12 protein-coding genes are annotated in these 11,839 nt (G+C 66.8%); 6 read left to right on the top strand and 6 right to left on the bottom strand.

Annotation, left to right across the window (positions count from 1 at the left end):
• Positions 1–39: 39 nt before the first annotated feature.
• The 4 genes from ctaE to qcrB are packed head-to-tail and all read left to right on the top strand — an operon-like array spanning position 40 to position 4,299.
• Positions 40–651, top strand: a complete 612-nt coding sequence (ctaE, locus tag AC1DY7_RS14250) for an aa3-type cytochrome oxidase subunit III (protein ID WP_477494322.1) — start codon at positions 40–42, stop codon at positions 649–651.
• Between the two features lie 17 nt (positions 652–668).
• Positions 669–1,496 (top strand): cytochrome bc1 complex diheme cytochrome c subunit, encoded by an 828-nt coding sequence (gene qcrC / locus AC1DY7_RS14245; protein ID WP_477494321.1) that lies wholly within the window; start codon positions 669–671, stop codon positions 1,494–1,496.
• A complete protein-coding gene (gene qcrA / locus AC1DY7_RS14240; protein ID WP_477494320.1) occupies positions 1,493–2,659 on the top strand; it encodes a cytochrome bc1 complex Rieske iron-sulfur subunit in 1,167 nt (388 codons plus the stop codon). Before qcrC ends, qcrA begins: the two co-directional genes overlap by 4 nt.
• Positions 2,656–4,299, top strand: a complete 1,644-nt coding sequence (qcrB, locus tag AC1DY7_RS14235) for a cytochrome bc1 complex cytochrome b subunit (RefSeq protein ID WP_477494319.1) — start codon at positions 2,656–2,658, stop codon at positions 4,297–4,299. Before qcrA ends, qcrB begins: the two co-directional genes overlap by 4 nt.
• A gap of 311 nt (positions 4,300–4,610) precedes the next feature.
• Here the strand turns inward: qcrB and AC1DY7_RS14230 are convergent, their stop codons facing one another.
• From AC1DY7_RS14230 to ctaC, 4 genes are all read right to left on the bottom strand, one after another.
• Positions 4,611–5,228, bottom strand: a complete 618-nt coding sequence (locus tag AC1DY7_RS14230) for a DUF2561 family protein (protein ID WP_477494318.1) — start codon at positions 5,226–5,228, stop codon at positions 4,611–4,613.
• Positions 5,228–6,055 (bottom strand): MmpS family transport accessory protein, encoded by an 828-nt coding sequence (locus AC1DY7_RS14225; RefSeq protein WP_477494317.1) that lies wholly within the window; start codon positions 6,053–6,055, stop codon positions 5,228–5,230. Before AC1DY7_RS14225 ends, AC1DY7_RS14230 begins: the two co-directional genes overlap by 1 nt.
• Before the next feature lie 128 nt (positions 6,056–6,183).
• The gene (locus tag AC1DY7_RS14220; RefSeq protein ID WP_477494316.1) at positions 6,184–6,603 is read right to left on the bottom strand and encodes a cytochrome c oxidase subunit 4; all 420 of its coding nucleotides are present in this window, start codon (positions 6,601–6,603) and stop codon (positions 6,184–6,186) included.
• 9 nt (positions 6,604–6,612) lie between these two features.
• Positions 6,613–7,716 carry an aa3-type cytochrome oxidase subunit II gene (ctaC, locus tag AC1DY7_RS14215; RefSeq protein ID WP_477494522.1) on the bottom strand — a complete coding sequence of 368 codons (1,104 nt, stop codon included), beginning with the start codon at positions 7,714–7,716 and terminating at the stop codon, positions 6,613–6,615.
• A 90-nt stretch (positions 7,717–7,806) separates the two neighbouring features.
• Between ctaC and asnB the strand changes: the two genes are divergently transcribed.
• Positions 7,807–9,738, top strand: a complete 1,932-nt coding sequence (asnB, locus tag AC1DY7_RS14210; RefSeq protein ID WP_477494315.1) for an asparagine synthase (glutamine-hydrolyzing) — start codon at positions 7,807–7,809, stop codon at positions 9,736–9,738.
• 2 nt (positions 9,739–9,740) lie between these two features.
• On the opposite strand, the gene AC1DY7_RS14205 is transcribed toward asnB, so the two are convergent.
• The gene (locus AC1DY7_RS14205; protein WP_477494314.1) at positions 9,741–10,712 is read right to left on the bottom strand and encodes a carbohydrate kinase family protein; all 972 of its coding nucleotides are present in this window, start codon (positions 10,710–10,712) and stop codon (positions 9,741–9,743) included.
• Positions 10,713–10,871: 159 nt separating this feature from the next.
• On the opposite strand from AC1DY7_RS14205, the gene AC1DY7_RS14200 reads away from it, so the two are divergent.
• Positions 10,872–11,444 carry an Rv0361 family membrane protein gene (locus AC1DY7_RS14200; protein WP_477494313.1) on the top strand — a complete coding sequence of 191 codons (573 nt, stop codon included), beginning with the start codon at positions 10,872–10,874 and terminating at the stop codon, positions 11,442–11,444.
• Between the two features lies 1 nt (position 11,445).
• On the opposite strand, the gene AC1DY7_RS14195 is transcribed toward AC1DY7_RS14200, so the two are convergent.
• Positions 11,446–11,802, bottom strand: a complete 357-nt coding sequence (locus AC1DY7_RS14195) for a HesB/IscA family protein (RefSeq protein WP_477494312.1) — start codon at positions 11,800–11,802, stop codon at positions 11,446–11,448.
• Positions 11,803–11,839 lie beyond the last annotated feature (37 nt).

The raw sequence follows: 11,839 nt of genomic DNA, 5'->3' as shown, positions 1-11,839 counted from the left end.
GGTGGAGTTAATCAACTACAAAGCGTCATACTTGCACCTGTGACGAGCGCTGTAGGGACCTCCGGAACCGCGATCACATCTCGCGTGCATTCGCTGAACAGGCCGAACATGGTCAGTGTCGGCACCATCGTCTGGCTGTCCAGTGAGCTGATGTTCTTCGCTGGTCTGTTCGCGATGTATTTCACCGCGCGAGCCCAGGCACATGGCGACTGGCCGCCGCATCCCACAGAGCTGAACCTGTGGCTGGCCGTGCCCGTGACCGCCGTGCTGATCGCCTCATCGTTCACCTGCCAGATGGGCGTGTTCGCGGCCGAGCGCGGTGACGTCTTCGGCCTGCGCCGGTGGTACGTGATCACGTTCTTCATGGGTGCGTTCTTCGTCGGCGGACAGGCCTACGAGTACGTCCACCTCGTCGAGCACGGCACGACGATCCCCGGCAGCGCCTACGGCTCGGTCTTCTACCTCGCGACGGGCTTCCACGGACTGCACGTCATCGGCGGTCTGGTCGCCTTCATCTTCCTTCTCGCGCGAACGCGCATGAGCAAGTTCACGCCGGCGCAGGCCACCGCCGCGATCGTCGTCTCGTACTACTGGCACTTCGTCGACATCGTGTGGATCGCGTTGTTCGCCGTCATCTATTTCGTCCGTTGATCCCGGTGATCCAGTCGATGAGAAGGGGTTCGATGACCACCAAGTCTCGCCGTCGGTTGCACCGGCGCCTGTCAGCGGCGGTGTTGCTGCTGATCGGCCTGGGTGCCGCGGGCGCCGTCGCGGCCACGCTGACGCCCACCCCACAGGTGGCGGTCGCGGACGAGTCGCAGTCGGCGCTGCTGCGCACCGGCAAGCAGCTGTTCGACACGTCGTGCGTCAGCTGCCACGGAGCCAACCTGCAGGGTGTTCCCGACCGCGGTCCGAGCCTCATCGGCGCGGGCGAGGCGGCCGTCTACTTCCAGGTGTCCACCGGCCGCATGCCGGCGATGCGCGGCGAGGCCCAGGCCCCCCGCAAGGACCCGGTGTTCGACGAGCACCAGATCGACGCACTCGGCGCCTTCGTCCAGGCCAACGGCGGCGGACCCATCGTCCCGCGTGACGCCAACGGACACATCGCCGACGAGTCGCTGCTGGGTGGTGACGTCGCCCGCGGTGGCGACCTGTTCCGGCTGAACTGCGCGTCCTGCCACAACTTCACCGGCAAGGGTGGCGCGCTGTCCTCCGGTAAGTACGCCCCCGATCTCGGTGAGGCGTCCAAGGTTCCGGCGCAGGTGTTCACCGCGATGCTCACCGGCCCGCAGAACATGCCGAAGTTCTCCGATCGCCAGCTCTCCGTCGAGGAGAAGACCGACATCGTCAGCTACGTGCGGGAATCGGCGGCGACGCCCAGCCCCGGCGGTTACGGCCTCGGCGGCTTCGGGCCCGCGCCCGAAGGCATGGCGGTCTGGATCATCGGGATGGTGGCCGCGATCGGTGTCGCGATGTGGATCGGAGCCCGCGCATGAGCGCCAACACCCCTGATACCCCGACGGACGCCCAGCTGGCCGAGATGTCGCGCGAGGAGCTGCTGGAACTCGGCGGCAAGCTCGACGGCGTCGAGATCGTCTATAAGGAGCCGCGCTGGCCCATCGAGGGCACCAAGGCCGAGAAGCGTGCCTCGCGCACCGTCTCGTACTGGCTGCTGTTCGGCGGCGTGGCCGGCCTCGCTCTGCTGCTGATCTTCCTGTTCTGGCCCTGGGAGTACCAGCCCTACGGGTCCGAGGGTGAGTGGGCCTACTCGATGGCCACTCCGCTGTACGGCCTGACCTTCGGGCTGTCCATCCTGGCCATCGGCGTCGGGGCGGTGCTCTACCAGAAGAAGTTCATTCCGGAAGAGATCACCATCCAGGACCGCCATGACGGCTCCTCCCCGGAACTGCACCGCAAGACCATCGCCGCCAACCTCGGTGATGCTCTGGAGACCTCGACGATCAAGCGGCGCAAGCTGGTCGGCCTGTCCCTGGGCATCGGCCTCGGCGCGTTCGGCCTGGGCACGCTGGTCGCCTTCGCCGGCGGTCTGATCAAGAACCCGTGGAAGCCGGTCGTGCAGACGGCCGAGGGCAAGAAGGCCGTGCTGTGGACCTCGGGCTGGACGCCCCGGTTCGCCGGCGAGACCATCTTCATGGCCCGCGCGACGGGCCTGCCCGGCGAGTCGCCGTTCGTCAAGATGCGCCCGGAGGACCTCGACGCCGGCGGTATGGAGACGGTGTTCCCGTGGCGGGAATCCGACGGTGACGGCACCACGGTCGAATCGCACGAGAAGCTCGGCGAGATCGCCCTGGGCGTGCGCAACCCGGTGATGCTCATCCGCATCAAGCCCAATGACATGCACAAGGTGGTTAAGCGTCAGGGCCAGGAGAGCTTCAACTTCGGCGAACTGTTCGCGTTCACCAAGGTGTGCTCGCATCTGGGCTGCCCCTCGTCGCTGTACGAGCAGCAGACCTACCGCATCCTGTGCCCGTGCCATCAGTCGCAGTTCGACGCGCTGCACTTCGCGCGGCCGATCTTCGGTCCGGCAGCCCGGGCCCTGGCGCAGCTGCCGGTTACCATCGATAAAGACGGCTATCTCGTCGCCAACGGTGACTTCATCGAACCTGTCGGACCGGCATTCTGGGAGCGCAAATCATGAGCCCTGACCTTGCCAAGCTCGCCGCCCACCAGGGCGACGCGATTGACTCGCGGTTCCATCCCTCGGCTGCGACCCGCCGCCAGCTGAACAAGGTGTTCCCCACCCACTGGTCGTTCCTGCTCGGTGAGATCGCGCTGTACAGCTTCATCATCCTGCTGATCACCGGTGTGTGGCTGACCCTGTTCTTCGATCCGTCGATGGCCGAGGTCACCTACAACGGCGTGTACCAGCCGCTGCGCGGTGTCCAGATGTCGCGGGCCTACGAGTCGGCGCTGGAGATCAGCTTCGAGGTGCGTGGCGGCCTGTTCGTCCGCCAGGTCCACCACTGGGCGGCTCTGCTCTTCGCGGCGTCGATCATGGTGCACATGGCCCGCATCTTCTTCACGGGCGCGTTCCGTCGTCCGCGTGAGGCCAACTGGGTCATCGGCTCGCTGCTGCTGATCCTGGCGATGTTCGAGGGTTACTTCGGCTACTCGCTGCCCGACGACCTGCTGTCCGGCATCGGCCTGCGCGCCGCGCTGAGCTCCATCACCCTGGGCATCCCGGTGGTCGGCACCTGGATGCACTGGGCACTGTTCGGCGGTGACTTCCCCGGCCACATCATCATCCCGCGGATGTACGGCCTGCACATCCTGCTGATCCCGGCGATCATCCTGGCGCTCATCGCGGCGCACATGATGATCCTCTGGTTCCAGAAGCACACCCAGTTCCCCGGCCCCGGCCGCACCGAGAACAACGTCGTCGGCGTGCGCGTCATGCCGGTCTTCGCGGTGAAGTCCGGCGCGTTCTTCGCCATCATCACCGGCATGCTCGGGTTGATGGGTGGTCTCCTGCAGATCAACCCGATCTGGCAGCTCGGCCCGTACAAACCATCTCAGGTGTCGGCCGGCAGCCAGCCCGACTTCTACATGATGTGGACCGAGGGCCTGGCCCGTATCTGGCCGCCCTGGGAGTTCTACCCGTTCGGACACACCATCCCTGCGGTGTTCGGTGTCGCCATCCTGATGGGCCTGATCTTCGGTCTGCTCATCGCATGGCCGTTCCTGGAGAAGAAGTTCACCGGGGACGACGCCCACCACAACCTGCTGCAGCGTCCGCGTGACGCACCGGTCCGCACGGCCATCGGCGCGATGGCGATCTCGTTCTACATGCTGCTGACGCTGGCCGCCATGAACGACATCATCGCGCTGAAGTTCCACATCTCGCTGAACGCGACGACGTGGATCGGCCGTATCGGCATGGTGGTGCTGCCCGCGATCGTCTACTACATCGCGTACCGCTGGGCGATCGGTCTGCAGCGCAGCGACCGCGCGGTGCTCGAGCACGGTATCGAGACGGGCATCCTCAAGCGCCTGCCGCACGGTGCCTACATCGAGCTGCACCAGCCGCTCGGCCCGGTCGACGACCATGGCCACCCGATTCCGCTGGAATACCAGGGTGCGGCGCTGCCCAAGAAGATGAACAAGTTGGGCTCCGCCGGTTCGCCGGGCTCGGGCAGCTTCCTGCTGGCCGATCCAGTCGAGGAGCACGACGCGCTCACCGAGGCGGCACACGCCTCCGAGCACCGGGCACTGACCGCCCTGCGCGAGCGTCAGGGCACCAGCACCAACGGGTCCAACGGATCCAACGGTCACCACTAGAAGTTCACACCAGAAGGGCCCGCTCAGCGAAAGCTGGACGGGCCCTTCTGCTTTGGTGCCACTCCCCTACCCCGCGGGTTGAGTGCGGGGCGCATTCACTCGTCGCTCACGGCGTCGCCCACTCGCACTTTCGCGCCCTCACCGCCGAATCAACGGGAACCAGACCGCCAGCGTGCACTCAGAGAGTGCTTTCACCCTCAGCGACGCTCTGGATGCACCCTCGCGCATTCACTCGTCGCTCAGGGCACCACAGCCGCCGAATCAACGGGAACCAGACCCTCAGCGACGCCCTACCGCCGAAGAAGCGGGGACTACGCGGTCCCCGTCACCGCGTGCAGCTCACGCAGATAGAACCAGGGCAGCGCGACCATGCCGGCAGTGATGAGCCCGCCGACGATGTAGGCGGCCCAGGCTCCGGTCTCACTGCCGGTCGCCATCAGATACGTAGCGATGCCGACGGCCAGCACCCCGGCTCCCACCGCACAGCCGATGGCGGTGGTGCAGCGCACGTAGACCTGGTCGACGATCGCGGGCAGCGCGGGCCGCCTGCCATCCGACTCGGAGGACGTCACCGCGGGACGCCGGCCGACCGGACGGGCGACGGCCGCGATGTCGTCGGCCGCCGATCCCGTGTTGCCCCCCAGCGCACCGCGCAGCGGACGATGACTGTTGTCCCGGCGGGCCCGGATCAGCAGCGGGATGGCCGCGGCGATCACCACCGCCGACACGCCGATCACGGTGTAGAGCACCCAGGGCGTATCGGTGCCGGACAGTTCGGCACGTACCGAGCCGCGTCCGTTGCTCAAATCCACCAGCGCAACCGTGGCCGCCACCCCGGCCCCCAGGGCCAGCAGCCAGATCCCGGCGCACACCCCGAGCAGGATGCGGTCCAGGTTCTCGGGTCCGGAGAGTGTCTTGTCGTCGCTCATCAGCAGCTCGTCTGCGCGGCGTTGCCGGTGTTGGAGGACAACACCGTGCCGTCGCTGGTCGTGATCGAGCAGTTCAGCCGGCTCACCAGGAACAGGCTGGAGGCCTGCACGGATCCGACTTCGGACTGCGAGATGGGCGTGACGGTCAGCGACCACGGGATGTAGACATTGCGCTGGGTGCGACTGCGCCCGGACGCGTCGATGTAGGTGACGGTGATGATGTCTCCTGGTGCCTTGGTGCCGGTGACCGAGTAGGTGACCTGGCGTGGTCCGGCGGGCGCAGTGCTCGTCGGGGGCGGCGGAGGTGCCGTGGTGGTGGCCGGCGCCGGCGCCTCGGTGGGCGCCGGGGGTGGCGGAGGAGGCGGCGGCGGAGGCTCCTGCGTCACCGTGACCGTCTCCGGTGGTGGCGGCGGCGGTTCCTGCGTCGGCGGCGGAGGCTCCGGGCTCGGCGGCGGAGGCGTCGTCGTGGTGATCTCGTCCTGCACCGGCGGCGCCGACTTTGTGGTCGTCGTCGCCGGGGTGGCGAGGTTGGCGTTGTCGGTGCGTGTCACCAGGACAGCTACGGACGCGACCAAGGCGACGGCGGCGACGATCGCGACGACGCCGACCACCCACGGCCAGCGCGGCGGACTGTCGGGCCCATCATCGGACGCGGATTCGTAGCTGTCGTAGTCGTACATCGCCGGATCCGGCGGGACGTACGGGGAGCTGACGAACTGCTCGGATTCCGGCGCGGAGTATGCCCGCGAATGGATCTCGGTCTCGCCGGTGCTGGGCGCCGGCACGTCGCCCGCACCGGGCTTCTCCGGTCCTGAAGGCCCGCTCATCTCAAACTAACCCTCGGCCTATCCGTCTCGATTGCTGCCTCGGCAACACTACCCAACCGAGCGGTCCAGCGGATCAGGCAACGCGGCACGTCAGGGAACTGACGCACGGTTGTGACCTGCGCGAGGGGTCAGTGCTTCTCGGGGCCGAGGTAGTACTCGAAGACCAGGCCACCGGCGGTGAACAGCACGAAGCAGATACCGGCGACGATCAGCCACGGCAGCCACAGCGCAGCGCCGACGGCGGCCGTCGAGAAGGACAGCGCGATCAGGACGGGCCACCAGCTGTGCGGGCTGAAGAAGCCCAGCTCGCCGGCGCCGTCGCTGATCTCGGCGTCCTCGTAGTCCTCCGGCCGGGTGTCCAGACGGCGGGCGACGAACCGGAAGAAGGTCCCGGTGATCAAGGTCAGGCCGGTGGTGAGCACCAGGGCCACCGTGCCGGCCCATTCGATGCCGCCGTTGGCGAACAGGGCGGTCAGCACGCCGTAGACCACCGCGGCCAAGGCGAAGAACGCCGTCAGGAACTCGAACAACCGCGCTTCGATATGCATGAGTTGTCCTTACTTGCTCGCCTGGGCGGGAGGCACGCCGACCTGTTCGCCGCGCCGCGTGTCGAACGGATGGGTGGTGACCGCCAGCGGATCCTGGTTGATCGCCTGCAGCGCTTCGGCATTCGTCTTACCGGCCTGTCGCTGCTGCAGGTAGGCCTTGAAGTCGTTGGGCTCCACGACGCGCACCTCGAAGTTCATCATCGAGTGGTACGTGCCGCACATCTCGGTACAACGCCCGACGAACGCCCCGGTCTCCTGGATCTCACTGACCTGGAAGACGTTGTCGGAGTTGTTCTCCTTGGGATTGGGCATGACGTCGCGCTTGAAGAGGAACTCCGGCACCCAGAAGCCGTGGATCACGTCGGCCGAGGCGATCTGGAATTCGATGCGCTTGCCCTTGGGCAGCACCAGGATCGGGATCTCGGTGGACGACCCGAGGGTCTCGACCTTGTCGAAGTTCAGGTAGGTGCGGTCCTCGGGGTTGAACCCGCGGATGGGGCCGACCCGCTCCTCACCGTGCTCGTCCACGCCCTCGGGCTTGGACGTCATCGCGGCCTTCTTCTCCGGGTCGGCGCCGTCATAGCTCAGCGTGCCGTCGCCGAAGGCGATCTTCTGGTAACCGAACTTCCAGTTCCACTGGAAGGCGGTGACGTCGATGACGACCTCGGGGTTGGGATCCTTGTGCAGCATCTTCTCCTGCACCACGACGGTGAAGTAGAAGAGCACCGAGATGATGAGGAACGGCACCACGGTCAGCACCAGTTCCAGCGGCATGTTGTAGCCGAACTGACGCGGCAACTCCGTGTCGGTCTTCTTCTTACGGTGGAACGCGCTGGCCCAGAAGATGAGCGCCCAGACGATGGCACCCACGACGAACGACGCGATCACCGACCAGACCCACAGGTCGCGGTTGAGCTTTCCTTCAGGCGTGATTCCGGTGGGCCAGCCGAGGCCGAACACCTCCTGCCAGCTGCATCCGCTGAGCAGGATTGTCATCCCCCCCAACACCACTGACAACGCCACCAACTTGTACCCGCGAGCGGTCACGTTGGCGCCTCCTATAGAAGTCGGTGGACCGTCGAACGGCCGGTCGGCTCTGTATGTACTACGCAGCGTAGACCACGGGTGGGCGAACCCGCGAAGCGACCTGCCAAGTCGCGCTGGATGAAGGTTAACCCCAGGTTATTCGGCATACTGGGGCCCGTGTGCGGACTGCTGGCCTACCTGACTGACCCGTCCGTTGAGACCTCCGCGGCCCTGGTCGACGGGGTGTCCGGAGCGTCGCATCTGATGCGGCACCGAGGTCCCGACGAACCGGGCACCTGGGCCGACGATGACGTGGTGCTGGGCTTCAACCGGCTCTCCATCATCGACATCGCCCACAGCCACCAGCCGCTGCGCTGGGGACCGCCGGAGGCCCCGGAGCGCTACGCGCTGGTGTTCAACGGCGAGATCTACAACTACCTGGAGTTACGGGAGGAACTGGCCGCCGCCCACGGCGCCGTGTTCCACACCGACGGTGACGGCGAGGCGATCGTCGCCGGCTACCACTACTGGGGCACCGACGTCCTGACCCGGTTGCGCGGCATGTTCGCCTTCGCGCTGTGGGACACCCAGACCCGCGAGCTGCTCTGCGCCCGCGACCCGTTCGGGATCAAACCGCTGTACATGGCCACCGGACCCGGCGGCACGGTGGTGGGCAGCGAGAAGAAGTGTCTCGTCGACCTGGCCACCTCCGCCGGCCTGGACCTCACCATCGACGAACGCGCCGTGCAGCACTACACGGTGTTGCAGTACGTCCCCGAACCGGAGACGTTGCAGCGCGGGGTGCGGCGACTGGAATCGGGCAGTTACGCCCGGATCCGCCCGGGCTCGGCGCCGGAGATCACCCGGTACTTCGTCCCCCGGTTCGCCGCGGTGCCGTTCACCCCCGACGCCGAGCAGGCGCGCTACGACGAGATCACCGCGGTGCTGGAGGATTCGGTCGCCAAGCACATGCGCGCCGACGTCACGGTGGGCGCGTTCCTGTCCGGCGGGATCGACTCGACGGCCATCGCGGCGCTCGCGATGCGCCACAACCCGCGGCTGATCACCTTCACCACCGGTTTCGAGCGGGAGGGCTTCTCCGAGGTCGACGTGGCCGTCGCCTCCGCCGAGGCGATCGGTGCGCGGCACGTCGCCAAGGTCGTCAGCCAGGAGGAGTTCGTCGCGGCGCTGCCCGAGATCGTCTGGTACCTCGACGAACCGGTGGCCGACCCGGCGCTGGTGCCGTTGTTCTTCATCGCCCGCGAGGCCCGCAAGCACGTCAAGGTCGTCTTGAGCGGCGAGGGCGCCGACGAGCTGTTCGGCGGCTACACGATCTACCGGGAACCGTTGTCGCTCAAGGCTTTCGACTATCTCCCCCGGCCGGTCCGCCGCTCCCTGGGCAAGGCGTCGCGGCCGCTGCCCGAAGGCATGCGCGGCAAGAGCCTGCTGCACCGCGGGTCGCTGACGCTCGAAGAGCGGTACTACGGCAATGCGCGCAGCTTCTCCGATGACCAGCTGCGTGCGGTGCTGCCCAAGTTCAACCCGAACTGGACCCACACCGACGTGACGGCTGCGCTGTACGAGGCATCGGCGGGCTGGGATCCGGTGGCGCGCATGCAGCACATCGACCTGTTCACCTGGTTGCGCGGCGACATCCTGGTCAAGGCCGACAAGATGACGATGGCCAACTCACTGGAGCTGCGGGTGCCGTTCCTGGACCCCGAGGTGTTCGCGGTGGCGTCCCGGCTGCCCTATGAGCAGAAGATCACCCGGACCACCACGAAGTACGCGCTGCGTCGCGCACTGGAACCGATCGTGCCCGCGCACGTGCTGCACCGGGCGAAGCTGGGCTTTCCGGTGCCGATCCGGCACTGGCTGCGCGCCGGTGAACTGCTGGACTGGTCGTACGCGATGGTGGCCGCCTCGCAGACCGGCGACCTGATCGACCTCGCCGCGGTGCGGACCATGCTCGACGAGCACCGCGCCGGGGAGGCCGATCACAGCCGACGGTTGTGGACCGTGCTGATCTTCATGCTGTGGCACGCCATCTTCATCGAGGGCAGCGTGACCCCGCAGATCGGCGAGCCGACCTACCCCGTGCAGCTCTAGCGTCAGAGAGCGGCGGCAATCTCCGCGGCCGCGTCGGCGCCGTAGGCGTCCGCGATCCGCGCGATGCCGGCGTCCTTGTCCCAGGTCCATTCCTGCGGACCGGTGGCTTCCAGCACCAGCACGGCCACCAGCGAGGCCAGCTGCGCCGAGCGCTCCAGGCTCAGACCGGCGGAGCGGCCGGTCAGGAAGCCGGCACGGAACGCGTCACCGATACCCGTCGGGTCGGCCTGATGGGTCTCGGGCACGACGTCGACGTGCACGAAGGTGCCGTCGGAGGACACCAGATCCACGCCCTTGGCGCCCAGTGTGGTGACGCGCAGGCCGATCTGGCCCATCACCTGGGCTTCGCTCAGACCGGACTTCTGCAGCAGCAGGTCCCACTCGTAGTCGTTGGTGAACAGGTAGGCGGCGCCGTCGATGAGAGCGCGGATCTGCTCACCGTCGAGGCGGGCCAGCTGCTGGGACGGGTCGGCGGCGAACGCCAGCCCGAGGCTGCGGCACTCCTGCGTGTGGGCGAACATGGCGTCCGGGTCGTTGGCGCCGATGATCACCAATTCCGGTGTGCCCGTGCGTGATACGACATCAGCCAGCTTGATGTTGCGGGCCTCGGACATGGCACCCGGGTAGAACGAGGCGATCTGGGCCATGTCGACGTCGGTGGTGCAGACGAAGCGGGCGGTGTAGGCCTGATCGGAGATCAACACGTTGTCGGTGTTGACGCCGTGGTCGTCGAGCCACTTCCGGTAGTCGGAGAAGTCCGAGCCGGCCGCACCCACCAGGGCCGCCTTCCCGCCGAGGACGCCGATGGCGAAGGCCATGTTGCCTGCGACACCGCCCCGGTGGATGACCAGATCGTCGACCAGGAAGCTCAACGACACCTTCTGCAGATGTTCGGGCAGCAGCTGCTCGGAGAACTTGCCGGGAAACTTCATCAGATGGTCGGTCGCAATCGAACCGGTCACCGCAATGGTCACGAGTGGTCGCCCTTCATTTCATTAACGAATCTTCCGAGGATACGGGTGCACGACGAGAGGACCGCAGGGCATCTGCCCCGGTGCGCTAGCCTGCCTGAGAGCCCCATCGACGGTCATCGCCGACCGGCGAGTCCAAGCCTAGACACCGAAACGTATCCGATGTCCTTTCCTCCTCAGGGATTTCCACCGCACCAGGTCTCCGGTTCCTACCCTGGCACGCTTCCGCCGCCGGTGCAGTATCCGCAGCGCAGGCGGTGGCCACTTGTCGTGGCGATCGTCGCCGTCATCGCGGTGATTGCGACCGTGATCGGCGTCGTCGTGGCGTTCGCCAAGCGCCCGGAGCCGACGGATAAGCAGATCACCGCGGCCACCGCTCAGCCGGCCATTCAGGAATTCCTCACCGCGCTGGCCGACGGCGACGAACAGACCATCGCCCGGCATACGCTGTGCGGTCTCTACGACGCGGTGAAAAGCCACGATTCGGATCTGGCCCTGGCGGATATGAGCGGCGACGCGTTCCGCAGGCAGTACAAGAGCGTCGAGGTGACATCGATCGACAAGATCGTCTTTCTGTCACCGACGCAAGCGCAGGTGCTGTTCACCATGAAGGGCACACCGGCCCTGTCCGGGCGGATGCCCGTGGATCCCGGCGGCGAACGCCAGGCAGTGGCCCAGGTCTTGTCGCAGGACGGCAAGATCCTGGTCTGCAGCTATGTGCAGCGCGCCGACTAGCTCAGTTGAACGAGTCGCCGCAGGCGCACGAGCCGGTGGCGTTGGGGTTGTCGATGGTGAAGCCCTGCTTCTCGATGGTGTCGACGAAGTCGATGGTGGCGCCCTGGATGTACGGCGCGCTCATCCGGTCGACCGTCAGTGCCACGCCACCGAAATCGCTGGTCAGGTCACCGTCGAGGCTGCGGTCGTCGAAGAACAGGTTGTAGCGCAGGCCGGCGCAGCCACCCGGCTGCACGGCGATACGCAGCGCCAGGTCATCGCGGCCCTCCTGGTCGAGCAGAGCCTTGGCCTTGACGGCGGCGGCATCGGTCAGCACCGCACCGTGGGTTTCGGTGGTGGTGTCGTCCTGAACAGTCATTGCGTCTCCTGAGGCGGTAGTGCATTCGCGATGTCTT

The sequence above is a fragment of the Mycobacterium sp. P2_H7 genome (genome assembly GCF_056403275.1).
The sequence above is the reverse complement of the archived record's forward strand: the minus strand, read 5'-3'. Positions and strand labels throughout refer to the sequence as shown.